Here is an 18983-nt window from a genome sequence, read left to right as displayed (position 1 = left end):
TAATTAAAGTTAATGATTTTAAAAACACTACCTTAAATTTTAGGTCTTAGATGTCCACTTTTTGCTGAAAATTTACAGATTTTCGAAAAGTTTTTCAGTAATTCTTGATGTTTCCTCAAAAGATAAATTATATACTGAATATACTTCACTTTGTAAATCAATACGATTAAATAACAGAGGTGGTTCTTCTATACAATTACCTATCTTAATATCAACAACTTCAGTTTTTCCTATTCGTTGGATTGTTTTTAATATAGGTTTTATTTGCTTTTCATCTTCAATTATTAATTGACTTTTAAATTCAATAAAAGATTTGGTATGAAACAACTCCAACTGATAAATAGTTTTTTCTTTAAAATTAACTTGTTCAAAATACCGTTGACAAATAAGCGTTAAAGCAGAAATGAAAACTTCTTTCTCTACTTTAACGCTATTTTCAGAGTTAATTTCATCTTTTTCAATAGTTTGATTTTTCAACTCTTTTTTCATAATAAATTTCTTTACATTACACTTTTCTCCCCTTCGATTTGGCAGTCTTAGGAAGGCTTTCTTTAGAATTTTTTGTCTGTTTCTCTTTAGGTGATTGTTGTTTAGATTCCAAAGGTTTTTTAATTTGTTTTGTTGATTCATTCGTTTTTCCTTCGGAATTTACAACAACTTGCGTTTTATGTTCTTCATTTGGCTGTGCAGCTTCTTTTAATTGATTTGGAAACATAAATTGAGTTTTTCCTAATTCTTTGTTGAAAGAAATGTAGCCCTGATAAGTTTGTCCTTTTTTATCTAGTAAACCATCTATAAAGACTGTTTTTCCATCCTTCAGTTCATTATGCTGCTGTTCTGAAAGTTCTTTATTTCTAAAAATTTTAGGCGCTTCAGAATTCTTAAATTCCTCTCGGTTTGATTTTATATTTTGTACCTTATTATCAAATTGAAACTCAACATAGCGCTTATCAGCATTAAATTGAACATTTGCAGAAAATTCTGTTCCTTTAACAGAAGTCATACCTTCTAAATACAATGATTTCCCTACTTTTAAGGTTTGTTTTTGTTCTTCATTTAGTAGAACTCCTTTTATTTCATCTGGAATTTTTATAAATTCAGTTTTTAAGGCAATCAATTCATTTGTTAATTGATCAACACTGATAACAGAAGGAATTTTCTCACCTGTTTTGGTATTCATTAAATCGACAACTCTTCCCATATTTCCAGTACTCAAGAGGTTTTTCTTATCTTCTTCAGTAAATTGATGTCCAAAAAATTCATAGTTCAAATTGGGTTCTTTTCGGATACCATGTAAAGCGGGTACAACTTTATCATCTACTTGTTGCAAAGACAATCGAACATCTGTTCGAAGTATTGCTGAACCAAAATTGATACTAATTGGGATAAGCTGATTGGTTTTGTATCCTTTCAATAAAGGATCTAATTGTTTTAATTTTTCTAATCGTTCTTGACTTAATCCTAAATTTTTCATTGTTTCCCAATCAATTTGCGCTGGATCAAAACGATAGTCTGTTTTTTCTTTTTCCATTTTATCTTCGTGTTTTGAATTATTATATTGATATGTTTCGTGGTTAATTTTATATTGTTCAATACTTTTTTCATTTTCAGGTTTTGGAGATTTGTAGTGATTCTGAATCTCTTTTGCTTTATCAACTGCTATTGAATCTGCTACTTTGAAAAAAAGAAAATTGGTTGGATTTTTTAGTTGGTTATAAAAGTTTGAAAAGAAGTTCGATAAAAAATTACCATTTTTTTCAATTCTTAGAAATTGATTTTCATTGTTCTTCATCGGATCTACAGTTTCCATTTCTCCTTTCTCATTAAGGCTTTTTACTGCTTGAATTTTCATTTTATCTTTATCCAAAACCAATAGGATATCAGAAACTTGTGCAAATTGCTCTACGTTTTCTATTGAATTATCATTCATTTTATTTGATTTTTAAATACATAACCGAAAATAAAATACTGATTAATACAAGTTTAGATTTGACAGCTTTTGGAAATGATTGTCATTCTATGGCTTTTCTTTTTGATGCTGAAGAATTAAAGCTATTTCGAATAAATGCGTGAACATCAGATAATTTATAATATAATTTTCCGCTGATTGTATAATAAGGAAGACGTCCATCTGATCGATAGCGTTGTAAGGAACGATTACTAATCTTTAACATTTGCAAAACATCTTGATTATCTAACAACTCTTCTCCATCCACTGAAGTTTTATTTTTATGAAAATCATTCATATTTTCTCCCAATAAATCAAGTCGATTCATTAGACGCTCCATCCAAGCTAAAAATTCCATTCGATCAATATTCATATCAAAAATTTTATGATTAATTAATTTTGATACAAAAATTCGATATAATAAAAGCTTTTAAAGCCAAGTAATGCCAATTGGCAAGAGAGTTTATTTTAGATAATAGAGAAAAATATGCTGATTGATAGTAGAAATTTTTATTTAAATTGAGTTGTAAATCAATTATTAAAAGGTTTACCAATTGGCATAAATGGGTATTGAATTTACATTTCTCTATCCATATACTCTTCTAATGAAAGTTTAAGGTAATCTAAGAAAATAGTGCGTGAACCACTTCTAGATTTCATGCGGTGAAATGAATGATGAACATCACCCATTGGGATTTTAAACAAAATTTGAAAAACAAGGCTTAATTTGCGGATACCAACTTTGCCATGAGAAATTGAACCAGATGCGTAAAGTGCGTAAACTAATTCGATAAGAGCATTTTTACTATCAGTCCAGGATAAATCATTTTTAGAATTTTCAGATTTTAATACTCCTTTTTCAGAATCTTCATCTGGATTAATTTTGGTTATGAGATATGAATATAAGAGTTCGGAGGATATAATTCTTGCAATTTTATAATCATAAAAGGTAGAAAATTCAGGATCAATTTCAAACACAATGCTATTGAGTCCGTCATGAAAATTAATATTTCCACGTTTAAAATAAGTATCATCTCGATCTTCTCTTCCAGAGCGATAATACCTATAAAAATCAGAACTACAAATATGCTCCATAAATTCACGTTTAAGATTTACCAATTGCTTTGAAAAAAAATTGTAGTACATTTTACCATCATGAAAAGGGCAATTTGTTTCAATACGGTAGATTTTGTTGTAATAAATTAATTTACCGAGAATCTGTGGTTTAATTTTCTTAAAAAAATAAATTTCATCTTCTTGATTAAAAAATCCTTTTTTTGATGAAGTATTTCTAACTTCATAGAGTAAATTCTGTAAAAACGTAATCATTTGATAGGACGAATCAATTACATTCCCAGTTAATAAATCTACTTTTTTTTCTTCTTTTTGTATTTGATCCAATACATTGAAGTAAAAACTTTGTTCCATAAAACAATACTTTAGTGTTAAGTTTACAATTTATATTATGTTTATCATTAAACTATTATTGCTTTAGTTAATACTTTTCTGTATTTTATAGAAAAAAATGACGTTAATTACCTTTATATAATTACTAGAATAGATAACCTTTTAAATTCTCTTAATTTAAGAATTTCTAGGTCATTCAATCTAAAGCTATTGTAATAATCTCATCTCAAACTCGCTTCCAACACCATATTCACTTACTACATTAAGTGTTCCTTTTTGAGCTTCGATAAATTCTTTGCTAATAGCCAATCCCAAACCTGTACCTTCTTTGTGAGTGCCTGGAACACGAAAATATCGATCGAAAACTTTTGGTAAAAATTCGGTTGGAATCCCAATTCCTTTGTCTTTAACTTTGAAGGATGTTTCGGTTGTTGTTTGTTCAATAGTAATCCAAATTCGAGCATTTTCGTGAGAATAATGGATTGCATTTGAGATTAGATTTGATAAAACCCAAACTGTTTTTTCAAGATCAACTTTTATAGATTCTAAATGATTTGGAATATTCGTTTCTATTATTAAATGCTTTTGTTCAGCTAAAGTTTGATTGGCTTTAACCGCATTTTCTACAATTTCGATTGGGAAAACTTCTGTTTTATTCATTTGAATTGTACCACTTTCTATCTGTGTTAAGTTGAGAAGTTCTTTTGTTATTCGCAATAAACGATGTACATCATCGTCAATACTGGTTACCAAATCATTTTGTTCTTCGTTTAATGTTCCTATTTGCTTATTTCGAAGCAATTGCAAACTCATTTCCATAGATGAAATAGGCGTTTTAAATTCATGCGAAACTGTAGCAATAAATCGTGTTTTGGCTGCATCTAGTTCTTTAAATTCGGTAATGTTTCTAAGAATAATCACATGCCCAACAACTTGTTTTATCGTTTCTCCTGTTGGAATTATTTCGATATGAAAAATTTCTTTGGTAAAAAATTGTTCTTTTTCATCCACTACAATTTGCAAAGGTTTTTCGTCTTTTATAATTTCTGTTTCGATATTTTGCAATAACAATCGAATCAAATCATTGTGCAAAGCCAAATCTTTACCAGCCTTATTTACCATTTGTTTAGCAGACAATCCTGTTACTTTTACAGCTTCATTATTCGCGAAAATTACTTGCATTTGTTCATCCAAACCAATTACTACATCGTGCATATTATTAATCAGCGTTTCCATTCTTGTTTTTTGTTTTAGAATAGTTGCTAAATGACTTTCGTTGTATTCTTCTAATTTAGAAGCCATTGTGTTAAAAGATTGCGCTAAATCGCTAAATTCATCTTTTTTGTCTAAATACACCCGCTCTTTGTAATTATTCGAAGCAATTTCCTTGATACTATTCGTCAATTTTTGAATAGGATTTGCAATATTAGACGGAATCTTAATCAAAGAATTAAAGGCTATAAAAATACATGCGATACCTGTGAAAATGATTAATAAAATGGCTTGATTAGCGGTCTTTTCAGCAAATTCACTTTTAATTTCTATGGCTTGCATATTCATTTCCATCATTTCTAAAAGCGAAATTCTAACATCTTTTAATAGTTCTGGAGAATGATTTCCTTCTTTATAAGCATCAAATTTATCTCGAATCTGTTGATTCAATTCTTTTTCACCTTGTTCTGTTGCGTTTAATTCTTGATTTGCTAATTGCTTTTCAAACGATTTGGAATTAAAGTTTTCCGCATCATTTAAATTTCGCATCATACTTTTTGCATAAATCAATGAATTGTAATTATCATGCAAAATATTTTGTGTATCATTTTTCAATGAATAAATAGATGTAGTTGCTACAGCTGCCAATAATACAATTAATAAAAACAGCAAGCCTAATCCTAAGCGAAGTTTAGTTTTAATTCTCATTTTGATAAAATAATCACATCAACATGTAACGAAGATAGTTTTTTTAGTAATTGATTAAATACATTCGTAGCCAAAATAATCTGGATTAAATTTAACTTTGGTTTTCCCAAACAAACAGTGGTGATATTACGCAATTCAATTTGTTGAATGATAGCTGTAGAAACCCGTTGATTTTTTACTTTAATAATCTCAGCGCCTAATTCGGTTGCTAATTTTAAATTATTGATGAGATGCCGTTGTTTGTCCAAAGCAATTTTATTAGGATGTTCTTTTGGCGTTTCTACGTACAATACAAACCATCGTGAGTTATAATATCCAGCCAAACGAGCGGTTTTTCGAATAACAGTTTTGGCATTTTTATCATTGCTACTAATACATGCCAAAAAACGCGACGGTTTTGCATAAACAGATGATACATATTCGGTTTCCACTTTTTTTTCTACGTGTGAAGCAACTTCTTTTAAAGCCAATTCACGTAATTGTAAAATATTTGAAGGGATAAAAAAGTTGTTTAAAGCCGTTTGAATTTTATCTTCCGGGTAAATTTTACCTGTTTTTAATCGTTCAATTAAATCATCTGCAGTTAAATCAATATTTACAATTTCATCTGCTTGTTCCAAAATTATATCAGGAATTCTTTCCGAAACATCGATTGTTGTAATTTCAGAAATACTGTTATTCAAACTTTCTAAATGTTGAATATTTACAGCAGAAATAACATTGATACCAGCATCTAAAATTTCCATAACATCTTGCCAACGTTTCGCATGTTTGCTTCCAAAAACATTAGAATGTGCCAATTCGTCCACAATAACAATTTCGGGTCTTTGTCTTAGGATTTCTTCCAAATCCATTTCTTCGACAGATTTACCTTTGTAGTAAATTATTTTTCGTGGAATTATGGTTAATCCTATAACAAGATTTTCTGTTTCGGCACGTTTATGCGTTTCGATATATCCAACTTTTACATCGATTTTATTTTTTTGCAATTCGTGCGCTTCTTGCAACATACGATACGATTTTCCTACGCCAGCGCACATTCCAATATATACCTTAAACTTGCCTCGTTTCGATTTCCGAATCAAGGCAAGAAAGTCTTCTGCTGTATGTTGTGTTTCTTTTTCCATTTATAATTTTAATGCTAAAGAAGTTGTCAAAAATGTTTCGTTCGATACATTTTTATCATTTCGAAAATAGATATCATCTTTACTCGAAAAACTTCTAATCTCTGTTCTCCACATCAAATTATTTGTAAAATAATGATCTAAATTCAAAGAAAAACCAACTGTTTTGAAACCATTTTGTGTATTCGTTGAGATTATTACACCTTTTTCGTCAGCATAATATTCGGCACGTGCAGTTGCAGACCATTTTTCATTGAATGTATATTGCCCAACTAAAATAGGACTGTACCAAATATTATAACTGTCTGATCCTTTCGATTTTTGTTGTGCACCAATATCAAAACCTGCGGTTATTGAAAGCTTTTTAATAGGTTTAAAAACAGCATAAAGATGATGGAAATAACGCATTTGACGCAAAGAATCAGGAGTATCGCTACCAATAAACGAACTGCTGTTGATCGAAAATTTTTCATTTGGTGTGTAAGTAATTTGATGTCCAAAAGCTGGTGTAGAATTACCATCAAGACGCTTGATACGTTGCCAACCATTTAAATAATGCAAACTCATTGCCCATTTGTTATTAGTTGAAATATAACTCAGCTTAACGCCAGTTGAAAAATACGGTGAATTCTCTGCCTGAATACTTCGTGTAAGTGTTGCAACATTAGCACCAATCGCACTTTCAAATCCAATGTGAGAAGGCATAATACCTGCATCTAGCCACAAATTTTTATTCTTTGAAAGTTTGATACCGATATTTGCTTCGTAAATATTTCTTAAACCATCAGGTTCTGCTGCAAGATTTGATTGCGTATAAGTTCCTGCCATTAAAGCAAGATTTCCTCGAACTCGTTCATCATTATATTGCAATTGAATTGTACCGAAGTTTAAATTCACCTCATTGTGTCGATTAAACGAATACAAATAATTAGGAAGCTGATTGTTTTTTGGTTGATTAAAATCGTAGGTATAATAAACTTCTACATAACCAGAAAGTTTTAATTTCTGAATAGAATCGTTTTGAGCTTGAACATTTAAACCCAAAATAAAAGAACCAAAAGCAAGTATTTTTTTCATTATTTCGATAATTTATCCAATTCGATATTCAGTTTTAAGACATTGATTTTATCAGGACCTAAACTTCCTAATAAAGGTTTTTCAATTTGGTTATCAATCAATTCTTTTACTTTTTCGTGATCTAAACCTCGAGCTTTTGCAATTCGATCAACTTGCACAATTGCTCCTTGAACTGAAATATTAGGATCTAAACCACTTCCACTAGCTGTAATTAAATCTACAGGAACGTCTTCTTTTTTTACCGTTGGATTTTTTTGAAGAAAATCATTTAAGCGTTTTTCAACTTCTTGCAAATATTCGTCATTATTTGAACCTTTGTTACTTGCACCAGAACCTGCTGCATTGTAATCTACAGCCGATGGTCGTCCCCAGAAATAATGATCTTTTGAAAACGATTGTCCAATATTTTCGTAATAGTGCTGATTGTTTTTATCAGCAACTAAAAAACCTTTTCCTTGATTTGGAGAAAGTTGAGCAATTCCCCACATAGCTAACGGATATAGTACCATTAAAAGGAGCATTAAGCTAAATGTTAGTAAAATTGCTTTTATACTATTTTGTTTCATTTTGTATTAGTTTTAAAAATTTGCTGTTTTGAATTTTATTAATAGAATATTGAACTCCTTCAAAACAGCTCATTACATTAATTAAAAGAATATGGAAATAAAGATGTCGATTAGTTTTATACCGATAAATGGAACGATGATTCCTCCAATTCCATAAATCAGTAAATTTCTTCTCAAAAGTGCACTTGCTCCAATTGGTTTGTATGGAACACCTTTTAATGCTAATGGAATCAAGAAAGGAATAATAATCGCATTGAAAATAACAGCCGATAAGATAGCGGTTTCGGGACTATGTAAATTCATGATATTTAATCCTTGTAAAGCTGGAATTGCTGTAATAAATAAAGCGGGTATGATGGCAAAATATTTTGCTACATCGTTGGCAATACTAAAGGTTGTTAAGGTTCCGCGCGTCATTAATAATTGTTTTCCAATTTCAACAACTTCAATTAATTTGGTTGGATCATTATCTAAATCTACCATATTTCCAGCTTCTTTTGCTGCTTGCGTACCACTGTTCATGGCTACACCAACATTAGCTTGCGCTAGAGCAGGAGCGTCATTTGTACCATCGCCCATCATCGCAACCAAACGACCTTCGGTTTGTTCTTTTTTGATGTAATTCATTTTATCCTCCGGTTTTGCTTCCGCAATAAAATCATCTACACCTGCTTTTTCTGCGATAAATTTTGCAGTCATAGGATTATCACCTGTTACCATAACCGTTTTAATTCCCATTTTACGTAAACGAGCAAAGCGTTCTTGAATTCCAGGTTTGATAATATCTTGTAATTCGATCACTCCTAAAACTTGTTCATTTTGAGAAACAACTAAAGGTGTTCCTCCATTTTGAGCAATTTCATTGGCTTTCATTTGAATTTCGTTCGGAAAAGTATTTCCAGCATTTTCAACCAAATTTTTGATAGCGTCTACAGCTCCTTTTCGAATACGGGTTTGATCAAAATCAATTCCTGAACAACGTGTTTCTGCGCTAAAATTGATGAAAATAGGATGTTGAATTGTATACTTTAATGGATCTATCTGAACTAATTCTATAATTGATTTTCCTTCTGGCGTTTCATCACTCATCGAACTAAGAACTGCTGCTTTTTCTAAAGCTTCCATTTCTATTCCAATTGCAGGATATAAAGCTGTTGCTTTACGATTCCCTATTGTAATGGTTCCTGTTTTATCCAATAATAAAACATCTATATCGCCTGCTGTTTCTACTGCTTTTCCACTTTTTGTAATGACATTTGCGCGTAAAGCTCTATCCATTCCAGCAATTCCGATTGCGGATAATAAACCTCCAATAGTAGTTGGAATTAAACATACAAATAATGAGATTAAAGCGCCAATGGTAATGGGAACATTTGCGTAATCAGCGAATGGTTTTAGGGTAACCATAACTATGACAAATACTAATGTAAAAGCAGCTAATAAAATGGTTAAAGCAATTTCGTTTGGAGATTTTTGACGATTTGCTCCTTCTACTAATGCAATCATTTTATCTAAAAAACTTTCTCCTGGTTGCGTCGTAACTTTGACTTTAATTCGATCCGAAAGAACTTTTGTTCCTCCAGTAACCGAACTTTTATCGCCTCCAGCTTCACGAATTACAGGTGCACTTTCTCCTGTAATAGCACTTTCGTCGATCGTTGCTAAACCTTCTATAATTTCTCCATCTGTTGGAATTATATCTCCAGCTTCACAGATGAAGATCATATCTTTGATCAGAGCAGAAGACGAAATAGTTTCTCCATTTTCTAATTTTGCAGGCGTTTCTTCTCGTGTTTTACGTAAACTATCAGCTTGAGCTTTTCCTCTTGCTTCGGCAATTGCTTCAGCAAAATTGGCAAATAACAATGTAAAAAGGAGTAAGATGAAAATTGAAAAATTATACCCAAAACTACCTTGAGATGTTTCACCTAAAAGAATCCAAAAGCAAACTCCTAACATAATTGCAGTTCCAATTTCTACAGCAAACATGACAGGGTTTTTATATAAAGTTGCTGGATTTAGTTTGATGAAAGCTTCTTTGAAAGCTGTTTGTACCAAAGTTTTTTCAAATAAATTGGTTTTATTTTCTCGTGTCATTTTCTAAAATTTTGGAGTTGAAAAATAATCAACAATGGGACCTAAGGTTAAAGCAGGAAAAAATGCTAAGGCTGCAACAATTAAGATGATGGCAAAAACAATACTTCCAAAAGTTGCTGTATCAGTAGCTAAAGTTCCTGAGCCTTCTGGAACAAAATGTTTTTTTGCTAATAATCCTGCGATTGCAACAGGACCAATTATAGGTAAGAATCGTCCTAAAATCAATACAAAACCAGTTGCTATATTCCAAAAAGGAGTGTTGTCTCCTAATCCTTCAAAACCAGAACCATTGTTTGCAGCAGATGAAGTAAATTCATATAACATTTCACTAAATCCATGATACGAGGAGTTGTTTAAGGTTGATAGTGTTTCACTTGGTATTCCAGCAGCCAAAGCTGTTCCTACTAAAATCAAGAAAGGATGTAAAAGGGTAATCATCATGGCGATTTTCATTTCTTTGGCTTCTATTTTTTTACCGAAAATTTCAGGTGTTCTACCAACCATCAATCCACTAATAAACACCGCTAAAATTACAAATACAAAGAAGTTTAAAATACCAACTCCCACGCCTCCATAAACACTGTTGATCATCATAGCTAACAATTCATTCATTCCAGATAATGGCATTGTACTATCGTGCATAGAATTGACTGAACCTGTTGAAATAACGGTTGTTGCGATGCTCCAAAATCCTGAAGCGGCAGAACCAATTCGAACTTCTTTACCTTCCATTGCACCTAATGAATTATCAATTCCGAGTTTTTCAATCATTGGATTTCCTTGCGATTCCATGTAAACATTCGGAATCATTAAACATAGAAAGCCTACAGTCATTACACCAAACATCATCCAAGCAAATTTTCTGCGATTTGTATAAACGCCAAAGGCAAATAACATCGCCAACGGAATCAGCATTTGTGCAATCATTTCCGTCATATTACTTATATATGTTGGATTTTCAAATGGGTGTGCAGAGTTGGTTCCAAAGAATCCGCCGCCATTTGTTCCTAAATGTTTTATGGCTATAAAAGCTGCTGCAGGTCCTCGAGAAACTTCCACTTTATTCCCTTCTAAAGTCATCATCTCCTCTTTTCCTTCAAATGTCATTGGAGTTCCTTGAAAAATCAAGATTGATGATACAATTACACATAATGGCAATAAAATACGCGTAATCGATTTGATGAAATAGGTATAAAAATTACCTAAAGTTGTCGTTGTTTTTTGTCGAAAGGCTTCAAATAATGTCACTGCGGCTGCCATACCGGTTGCTGCACTTACAAATTGTAAAAACATCAGCCATAATTGTGCTAAATAACTTACGCCTGTTTCTCCTGAATAGTGTTGTAAATTACAATTGACCACAAACGAAATAATCGTATTGAAAGCCAAATCAGGGCTCATACTTGGATTTTTATCTGGATTAAAAGGCAACAGACCTTGTGTCATTAATAGGATAAATCCAATGATAAACCATATCAAATTAATCGTTAACAATGCACTTAAATGTTGTTTCCAATTCATCTGCTCCTCTGAATCGATACCTGATATTTTGAACAACAACTTTTCTATTGGGGAAATTAATCGGTCTAAAAAAGTTGGTTTATTGAGATAAACACGTGCAATATAATTTCCTAACGGAATGGAAAGAGCGATCGCAACTAAAAATTGTACGATAACGCCAAATATTTCTGAATTCATTTTTACGAATAATTAAGTTTAAAATTTTTCGGGTTTTAATAGCACATATACCAAGTACACAAACAAAGCAATGGCGATGATTAATAAGAAAATCATGGTGAAGAATTATATATTATCAAAAAAGTCAATGGATTTGAAGAATACTCCAAAACATAAAATCCCAGCTAATAGTAATACAATTGTTATCATATTCCTGAATGATAAATTTGTTTAACGTATTCTGATTTCAAATTCATCGGAAATAAATTCAAAAATTGTTTTCGGTTTTTGAAATCCGCTTCAATCATCAAAGTAACGGGTAGTATAAATAGATTATTGATGTATGTTTTTCCCAAATCATTTGTTTTTGAAAACAATTTTCCCACACTATAACATAACTGTTTTACACGTGCTGGATTATTATCTAAAATGTTTTGCAGTACTTTACTTTTAAGTTCTTTGACTTCATCTAATGAAATCATTTGTTTCATTTTCATTTTGTAGATTTTTAAATTTCTCTACATAAGTCAATCAAAATGCCAAAACGAATATAAATGTATAAGTTAATTAAAGTCAATTGATTCTATTTTAAGTAAAAAATAATACCAATAAAAAACCCTTCCAAAATGGAAGGGTTCATTTTCATTATGATAAAGTAATTTATATTAATTCAGTTCATATTCGGCTATTTTTCGATAAAGTGTTGTTAAGCCAATACCTAATAATTCTGCCGTTTTTGTTTTGTTACCTTTTGTAAATTTTAAAACTTTCTGAATATGTTTTTTTTCCATTAAAGCTAATTCTAATGAATTTTCGTTCTGATCAATTTCGCTTGTTTGAATAAATGAAGGAAAATCATTTGTAGAAAGTTCTTCATTTTCCGACAAAATAATAGCACGTTCGATCGTATTTTTTAATTCACGAATATTTCCTGGCCACGAATATTTTTTTAGAAAAAGTAAAGTTTCTTGATTGATAGATTTTATATTTTTTTGATAATAATGATTAAAGTGTTTTATAAACTTATTCACGATTAGTTCGATATCCGAAACGCGTTCACGTAAAGAAGGTAACTCGATATGGAACACAGAAATTCGGTAAAATAAATCTTCGCGAAATGTTCCGTTTGCAATTTCCTTTTCCAAATTTCGGTTAGTGGCTGCAATAATCCGTACATCAACTTTTGTAGGTTTTGTTTCGCCGATTTTAATAAACTCACCTGATTCTAAAACTCGCAATAATTTTGCTTGTAAATCCAAGGCCATTTCGCCAATTTCATCTAAAAAAATAGTTCCTAAATGTGCTTCTTCAAACAAACCTTTTTGATCTTTCATTGCGCCTGTAAACGCACCTGCTTTATGACCAAATAATTCACTTTCTAATAAGTCTTTACTAAAAGCGGAACAGTTAATAGCAACAAAATTTTGGTCTTTACGCAAACTTGATTGATGTATAGCTGTTGCGAAAACTTCTTTTCCAGTTCCTGTTTCACCCGTTAAAAGAACGGTGGCATTCGTTGGCGCAACTTTTTGAGCTAATTGTAAAGCTTGTTCAAAAATTGGAGATTTACCCAATAATAATTTATTGTCTAATTTTGTTGATGTTGTTTCTTGAGAAACTTCATTCTCCTTATTATATTTCACTCGATCTAAAGCTCTATACAACAAAGGTAAAATACGATTATTATCATCACCTTTTGTTATATAATCAAATGCTCCATTTTTAATGGCCTGAACGCCATCAGGAATATTACCATAAGCTGTAAGCAGAATAATTTCCATCAGAGGAAATTTTTCTTTGACTTCTTTTGCAAAGTCAACACCATTTCCATCAGGTAATTTTACATCACATAAAATAACTTCAGGAGAAAGTGTTTTAATTTTCTTAAGCCCTGATTTTAAATCTTCAGCTTGATGTATTTCAAAACCTTCTAATTCGAGAATTCGAGCTAGGAGTGTTCTGATTTTTGTTTCATCGTCTATGATTAAAATTGAATGCATACTTATTACTTGTGAAAAACGAAGGTATTATTTTTAATCTTAATCTCGAAAATTAGATTAAAAAGTTAAAAAATAGTCAGATTTAATATACTGAGATTATATAGCATATTCTTTTTATAAATATTGACAATTACTACGGAAGGTATACAAAAAAAGCTGTAATTATTTTCTTACAGCTTTTTTACAACTTGATTAATCCGTACAATAAAAATATAAAATTTACATGTAAGGATGTAAAAGTGTAGTTGTTAATGTAGAATTCACCATATCCTGATTCAGTTTTGTCGCATCAACAGGCTGTCCGATTCCTATATTCACTAAGGTAGTATTTGATCCAAGCTGTCTATTTCTACATGCCGCTTGTATTTCATAACTACCTTGTTCTAATTTATCTAATGTTACATTCAAGTTAAATATCTTATAAGATCCAGGCTCACCTCTTACTACATCAGATCTTACAGCCTTTAATTTAAACCCTTCATTATTTTTTTTCATAAAGATTCCACATGCAAAACTAGCAGAATTCCCTGTTGAATTCGATGATCTATTTATTTGCACAGTTGTTTGAAAACTTAATGTTACTTTACTAGAATTCGTAGCATCTTTTACTACAAAATTATCTTTATTATTCGTCATAAAACTCCATCCAGCATCATTTGAATCTAATTCATATGAAGTTATACTACCTGTACTATTAAAAAATAATCCTACTTTATCTATAGTCGTGTTTAAATAATATAATGAAAGAATACCTGTTCCATCTGCTACTTTGTAAGTTTTCCATACATTAGTTGGATACTCATTATCCTTTACTTGTAACACTTGATTTAATGTACCTGCATCACCTAAAGAATTATCATTTCCTGCTAATCGTAACTCTTTTCTTAAATTTAAATCCCCATTAATGTCAAGAGTTTTAGTAGGGTTCTTTGTGTTAATTCCAACTTGAGAATATGTATATGAATAAGAAAAAATTACAAGTAATATATTTATATAGAGTTTCATGTTAATTGAATATTGAATTAAAATTTTCAGGTATTTCGTATACATCTACTTTTAAAGATGATTGTGCCATAAACGTATTAATATTTGTGACTGCATCTACATTTCTTCCTATAGCCAAATCCCTTGTAGACCCACTTAGTTTAGCACAAGCGATATTAATACTATGAGAACCTAAAGTTAAATTTGATGTACCACCAATCTGAGTATGAGTTAGAAATGTACTAGTAGAGCTACTTGTATAAATGGTATTGATCCTAGCACTTTTCAGTTTTCCATCTACGAAAATACCACAAGTATACTTTATGTTTTCACCATTTGTTGAAGTTGAATTATTTTGTTGAACAACAGTTTCAAACTGAAAATAAACTTTACTTGATTTGCTATTTACATTAAACGATTTTGCTAAACCAGGAATTTCATTAAAGCCTTTCAATTTTAAATCAGATAATAAAGCCCCATCTATTAATTCTGTAGAAACATTTACTGAAGAATTGTTATTACGAGCTATTTGTATTCCAATCTGATCTGAAAATGAATCATTAAAAATTAAGTAAAACTTATTCGGTTCATACTCTGGAATACGTAATGATTTCCATGTCGGAGGTAAACCTTCTCCTTGCGAAACTAAAATCTGCTCTTTTGTTCCTTTAGATTCTACACTATTATTATCTAAAAAAATTCTCTTTCTTAAACCAAAATCTCCATTTACATCAAGACTAGATTGAGGTGTTCTTGTATCAACTCCTACTTGAGCTTGTGTCAATGCACTTAATAATAATCCAGATTGTAAATCGTCAGCAAAAAGTGGACATCTAAGACCTAAAATTTAAGCTAGTGTTTTAAAAAGCATTAACTTTAATTATGGCAAATTCAAAAAAGAAAACTCCTGAAAAATTTGTAAAAGATATTCGTCAAAACACAAGACGAATATTTACAGCGGAACAAAAGATTTTAATTGTGATGGAAGCCTTACGTGCTGAGATTTCAATAGCTGAACTTTGCCGCAAATATGCTATTTCACAATCTCAATTTTATAAGTGGAATAAAGAATTTTTAGAAGCTGGTAAAAAACGATTATCTGGAGATATTACACGAGAAGCAACAAGTGATGATGTAAGTGATTTACGCAAAGAGAATCAGCGTTTAAAAGAGATTGTAGCTGATTTAGTTGTTCGCTATGATATCGTAAAAAAAACCTTGGATTCGTTGGATTAAAGACAAAATTCAAGAAATATATGCGATTATCAGCAAGTGAAAAACACGAAATCATACAGATTGTAACTCGATCAGAAATTGGGGTTAAACGAACTTTAGAGGAGTTTGGAATTGCCCGAAGCACCTTCTATAAATGGTATTCAAATTATTTAGAAAATGGTTTTGAAGGTTTAGAATCTAAACGCCATTCAATTCATCGAAAATGGAATAGTATTCCTGAATCTCAGAAAGATTTAATTGTAGAATTAGCTCTAGATTATCCAGAGTTATCTGCTAGAGAACTGGCTTTCAAAATGACTGATGAATTAGGAATTTATATTTCAGAATCGAGTGTTTATCGAATATTGAAGCAACGAGATTTAATTTCTGCTCCCAATCATATTTTAATTGTAGCAGCGAATGAATTTAAAGATAAAACCAATTTTGTTCATCAAATGTGGCAAACCGATTTTACTTATTTTAAAATTATTGGATGGGGATGGTATTATTTGAGCACAATTTTAGACGATTACAGTCGATATATTATTCATTGGGAATTGTGTAGCTCCATGAAAGCTGAAGATGTGAAAAGAACTGTAAAAACAGCAATTGAAAAAGCGAAATTAAAGACGAAACAGAAACCAAAATTATTATCGGATAATGGACCTTGTTATGTGTCAAGTGAATTAAAAGATTACTTGAAAAATACGCAAAAAATGAAGCATGTAAGAGGAAAACCACTACATCCACAAACACAAGGAAAAATCGAAAGGTATCATAGAACAATGAAAAATGTAGTGAAATTAGATCATTATTATCATCCTGATGAGCTGAAAGAAGCTCTAAATAAGTTTGTAGAAAATTATAACAATTCTAGGTATCATGAGGCTTTGAACAACCTTACACCTTCGGATGTTTATTTTGGTAGAGCAGATAAAATTTTGGAACAAAGAGCAATTATTAAACAACAAACAATTGCAAAAAGAAGGCAGTTGTATTTTCAAGAAAAAATAATAAATTTATAAACCAAACACTCTCTTAATTTTTAGAAAGAGGTGTCTAAATTATTTTGACAACGTACAATCCAGATATTAATAATTTTATTTTCATCTATTTGCTTTAAATGTAATTAATTCAGCTAAATCAATCTTTAAAAAAGATTTAAGTTGAAAGTTATTTGAATTAGTAGAAGATGTTGTATTTGTTCCTATCGATAAGGTATGACTATTTCCCTCTATTCCTCTACAAGCCATCTCAATACTGTAGGAACCTATGGGAGTATTCTCCTCTGTATAGTTTAGTGTATACATATATTGCATAGGCGAGTTAGTTGTAATGGTCGTAATTTTATCAGGTCTTAGAGCAACTAATGTATTATCCTTAAAAATTCCACACATAAATTTTACTTCCCCAACTGAAGAAGTTGTGACAGACTCTACACCTGTTTGGAATTGATAAGTAGTTTTATTCTCACTTGACTTGATTTCCATTATTGTCTTAAGTCCACTTATTTTGGTCCAAGAACTATCAAATTGATCACCTATTTTATTAAGGTAGTTAACACCTGAAATAGTGATAGACTTTATCCCAATATTATCATCTATAACATATGTATTAATCAATTTATATTGTCCGTTCTCCATAAATGGAACATTTACATATTTCCATGTTGGAGACATCCCTACTCCTTGAGATACTAAAACTTGATCTTTTAACCCTGCATTTCCTTTTGTTAAATCATTTCCTCCTACACGTAAAGAATTTCTTAAGATAATATCGCCTTCTACATCAAGTTTACTTTTAGGTAAAACAGTTCCAATCCCTACTTGAGAAAAAGCGTAATTTGACAATAATATAGCTGTAATCTTCCCCTTGTTAGGAACATTTAAAAGTATAGTTTTTATTTAATATTAACCCGTTGTGCATTTTGATTACTAAATAATAAAGTTGTTCATTTGATTGAAAATCAGTAAATTGCTTTAACTACAAAACATTTACAATGAACAACTTACTTGCAAACTACGAAAGAATATTGGAAGTTCTACGAAAAATATCAACAGATACACTTTTAATTTATCAACGTAGAAGACCTAAACTTTTTGATTTAGAACTCATAAGTCTTGTTTTAACAGCTGAATTTATGGGTATTGATAGTGAAAATCATTTATTTCGAAATCTTCCTAAAGCGCTAAGTTGTAAAATTGAGCGTAGTATTTACAATCGTAGAAAACGTAGATTATCAGAGCAAATTAATAGTATTCGACTTAAATTAGCGAAAGAATTTAATGAATTTGAAAATTGTTTTATTGTTGATAGTATGCCGTTGGAGGTGTGTAAAATAGCAAGAATTAATCGCTCTAAAATTTGCAAAGAACATCAGTATAGCGCACCAAATAGAGGTTTTTGTGCTTCTCAGCAAATGTCTTTTTATGGCTATAAACTTCATGCTGTTTGTTCTTTAAATGGTGTTTTCCAGAGTATTGATATCAGTCCCGCATCTGTTCATGATATTCATTTTTTGAAAGATATAAAATCTCAACTATCAGATTGTGTGCTACTTGGTGACAGAGGCTATTTGTCGCAAACAATCCAAATTGACTTATTTAATGAAGCTAATATTCGATTAGAAACACCGAAAAGATCCAATCAAAAAGAGTATAAACCTCAGTTTTATCCATTCAAAAAGTATCGAAAAAGAATTGAAACTTTATTTTCTCAACTATGCGATCAATTTATGATTAGACGTAATTATGCAAAGACTTTTGAGGGGTTTAAAACCAGAATTCTAGCTAAAATTACTGCACTTACTGTGGTTCAGTACATTAATAAAACATACTTTAATCGAAATATTAATAAGCTAAAAACCAAAATTATTTAAAATGCACAACGGGTTTAATATTATTGTATTATTATTTTGATTAATTTGAAATGTAGGAAAATCATTAGGATTTTTGACCTTACCATATTT

17 protein-coding genes and 1 pseudogene are annotated in these 18983 nt (G+C 30.7%); 2 read left to right on the top strand and 16 right to left on the bottom strand.

What is annotated here, in order from left to right; all coding sequences use genetic code 11:
• Positions 1-72 precede the first annotated feature (72 nt).
• From QHG34_RS15235 to QHG34_RS15170, 15 genes are all read right to left on the bottom strand, one after another.
• On the bottom strand, positions 73-489 hold the full coding sequence (locus QHG34_RS15235; protein ID WP_282631093.1) for a DNA topoisomerase: 417 nt from the start codon (positions 487-489) through the stop codon (positions 73-75).
• Positions 490-505: 16 nt separating this feature from the next.
• Positions 506-1930 carry a DUF3945 domain-containing protein gene (locus tag QHG34_RS15230; RefSeq protein WP_282631092.1) on the bottom strand — a complete coding sequence of 475 codons (1425 nt, stop codon included), beginning with the start codon at positions 1928-1930 and terminating at the stop codon, positions 506-508.
• A gap of 82 nt (positions 1931-2012) precedes the next feature.
• On the bottom strand, positions 2013-2321 hold the full coding sequence (locus tag QHG34_RS15225) for a helix-turn-helix domain-containing protein (protein WP_282631091.1): 309 nt from the start codon (positions 2319-2321) through the stop codon (positions 2013-2015).
• A 203-nt stretch (positions 2322-2524) separates the two neighbouring features.
• Positions 2525-3376 (bottom strand): RteC domain-containing protein, encoded by an 852-nt coding sequence (locus QHG34_RS15220; RefSeq protein ID WP_282631090.1) that lies wholly within the window; start codon positions 3374-3376, stop codon positions 2525-2527.
• A gap of 186 nt (positions 3377-3562) precedes the next feature.
• Positions 3563-5275 (bottom strand): HAMP domain-containing sensor histidine kinase, encoded by a 1713-nt coding sequence (locus QHG34_RS15215; protein ID WP_282631089.1) that lies wholly within the window; start codon positions 5273-5275, stop codon positions 3563-3565.
• Positions 5272-6402, bottom strand: a complete 1131-nt coding sequence (locus QHG34_RS15210) for a sensor protein KdpD (protein WP_282631088.1) — start codon at positions 6400-6402, stop codon at positions 5272-5274. The genes QHG34_RS15215 and QHG34_RS15210 overlap by 4 nt, the downstream gene beginning before the upstream one ends.
• On the bottom strand, positions 6403-7476 hold the full coding sequence (locus QHG34_RS15205) for a porin (RefSeq protein WP_282631087.1): 1074 nt from the start codon (positions 7474-7476) through the stop codon (positions 6403-6405).
• Positions 7476-8042, bottom strand: a complete 567-nt coding sequence (gene kdpC / locus QHG34_RS15200) for a potassium-transporting ATPase subunit KdpC (protein WP_282631086.1) — start codon at positions 8040-8042, stop codon at positions 7476-7478. The genes QHG34_RS15205 and kdpC overlap by 1 nt, the downstream gene beginning before the upstream one ends.
• Positions 8043-8123: 81 nt before the next feature.
• Positions 8124-10139 (bottom strand): potassium-transporting ATPase subunit KdpB, encoded by a 2016-nt coding sequence (gene kdpB, locus QHG34_RS15195; RefSeq protein ID WP_282631085.1) that lies wholly within the window; start codon positions 10137-10139, stop codon positions 8124-8126.
• A 3-nt stretch (positions 10140-10142) separates the two neighbouring features.
• Positions 10143-11837 (bottom strand): potassium-transporting ATPase subunit KdpA, encoded by a 1695-nt coding sequence (gene kdpA / locus QHG34_RS15190; RefSeq protein ID WP_282631084.1) that lies wholly within the window; start codon positions 11835-11837, stop codon positions 10143-10145.
• An 18-nt stretch (positions 11838-11855) separates the two neighbouring features.
• Positions 11856-11933: a K(+)-transporting ATPase subunit F gene (gene kdpF, locus QHG34_RS15870; RefSeq protein WP_369012327.1), complete on the bottom strand. Its 78-nt coding sequence runs from the start codon at positions 11931-11933 to the stop codon at positions 11856-11858.
• Positions 11934-12022: 89 nt separating this feature from the next.
• Positions 12023-12313 carry a hypothetical protein gene (locus QHG34_RS15185; protein ID WP_282631083.1) on the bottom strand — a complete coding sequence of 97 codons (291 nt, stop codon included), beginning with the start codon at positions 12311-12313 and terminating at the stop codon, positions 12023-12025.
• 168 nt (positions 12314-12481) lie between these two features.
• Positions 12482-13816 (bottom strand): sigma-54-dependent transcriptional regulator, encoded by a 1335-nt coding sequence (locus tag QHG34_RS15180; protein WP_282631082.1) that lies wholly within the window; start codon positions 13814-13816, stop codon positions 12482-12484.
• Positions 13817-14035: 219 nt separating this feature from the next.
• Positions 14036-14821, bottom strand: a complete 786-nt coding sequence (locus QHG34_RS15175) for a hypothetical protein (RefSeq protein ID WP_282631081.1) — start codon at positions 14819-14821, stop codon at positions 14036-14038.
• Between the two features lies 1 nt (position 14822).
• Positions 14823-15584: a hypothetical protein gene (locus QHG34_RS15170; RefSeq protein ID WP_282631080.1), complete on the bottom strand. Its 762-nt coding sequence runs from the start codon at positions 15582-15584 to the stop codon at positions 14823-14825.
• 98 nt (positions 15585-15682) lie between these two features.
• On the opposite strand from QHG34_RS15170, the pseudogene QHG34_RS15165 reads away from it, so the two are divergent.
• Positions 15683-17040, top strand: a pseudogene (locus tag QHG34_RS15165) (IS3 family transposase).
• Between the two features lie 81 nt (positions 17041-17121).
• Here QHG34_RS15165 and QHG34_RS15160 read toward each other — a convergent pair.
• Positions 17122-17865, bottom strand: a complete 744-nt coding sequence (locus QHG34_RS15160) for a hypothetical protein (protein WP_282631079.1) — start codon at positions 17863-17865, stop codon at positions 17122-17124.
• Between the two features lie 149 nt (positions 17866-18014).
• Here QHG34_RS15160 and QHG34_RS15155 point away from each other — a divergent pair, with 149 nt between their 5' ends.
• Positions 18015-18893, top strand: coding sequence for an IS982 family transposase (locus QHG34_RS15155; RefSeq protein ID WP_114998672.1), 879 nt, complete (start codon positions 18015-18017; stop codon positions 18891-18893).
• The last annotated feature ends 90 nt before the right edge of the window (positions 18894-18983 follow it).

It is taken from the genome of Empedobacter sedimenti, from assembly GCF_030005555.1.
Classification (GTDB): domain Bacteria; phylum Bacteroidota; class Bacteroidia; order Flavobacteriales; family Weeksellaceae; genus Empedobacter; species Empedobacter sedimenti.
The sequence above is the reverse complement of the archived record's forward strand: the minus strand, read 5'-3'. Positions and strand labels throughout refer to the sequence as shown.

What these genes read in the sequence shown, in the direction of transcription:
- QHG34_RS15210 (WP_282631088.1), bottom strand. Translation starts at nt 6,402, where the DNA reads ATGGAAAAAGAAACACAACATACAGCAGAAGACTTTCTTGCCTTGATT.
- QHG34_RS15185 (WP_282631083.1), bottom strand. Translation starts at nt 12,313, where the DNA reads ATGAAAATGAAACAAATGATTTCATTAGATGAAGTCAAAGAACTTAAA.
- kdpF (WP_369012327.1), bottom strand. Translation starts at nt 11,933, where the DNA reads ATGATTTTCTTATTAATCATCGCCATTGCTTTGTTTGTGTACTTGGTA.
- QHG34_RS15235 (WP_282631093.1), bottom strand. Translation starts at nt 489, where the DNA reads ATGAAAAAAGAGTTGAAAAATCAAACTATTGAAAAAGATGAAATTAAC.
- QHG34_RS15215 (WP_282631089.1), bottom strand. Translation starts at nt 5,275, where the DNA reads ATGAGAATTAAAACTAAACTTCGCTTAGGATTAGGCTTGCTGTTTTTA.
- QHG34_RS15230 (WP_282631092.1), bottom strand. Translation starts at nt 1,930, where the DNA reads ATGAATGATAATTCAATAGAAAACGTAGAGCAATTTGCACAAGTTTCT.
- QHG34_RS15205 (WP_282631087.1), bottom strand. Translation starts at nt 7,476, where the DNA reads ATGAAAAAAATACTTGCTTTTGGTTCTTTTATTTTGGGTTTAAATGTT.
- QHG34_RS15175 (WP_282631081.1), bottom strand. Translation starts at nt 14,821, where the DNA reads ATGAAACTCTATATAAATATATTACTTGTAATTTTTTCTTATTCATAT.
- QHG34_RS15180 (WP_282631082.1), bottom strand. Translation starts at nt 13,816, where the DNA reads ATGCATTCAATTTTAATCATAGACGATGAAACAAAAATCAGAACACTC.
- QHG34_RS15155 (WP_114998672.1), top strand. Translation starts at nt 18,015, where the DNA reads ATGAACAACTTACTTGCAAACTACGAAAGAATATTGGAAGTTCTACGA.
- kdpB (WP_282631085.1), bottom strand. Translation starts at nt 10,139, where the DNA reads ATGACACGAGAAAATAAAACCAATTTATTTGAAAAAACTTTGGTACAA.
- QHG34_RS15220 (WP_282631090.1), bottom strand. Translation starts at nt 3,376, where the DNA reads ATGGAACAAAGTTTTTACTTCAATGTATTGGATCAAATACAAAAAGAA.
- kdpA (WP_282631084.1), bottom strand. Translation starts at nt 11,837, where the DNA reads ATGAATTCAGAAATATTTGGCGTTATCGTACAATTTTTAGTTGCGATC.
- kdpC (WP_282631086.1), bottom strand. Translation starts at nt 8,042, where the DNA reads ATGAAACAAAATAGTATAAAAGCAATTTTACTAACATTTAGCTTAATG.
- QHG34_RS15225 (WP_282631091.1), bottom strand. Translation starts at nt 2,321, where the DNA reads ATGAATATTGATCGAATGGAATTTTTAGCTTGGATGGAGCGTCTAATG.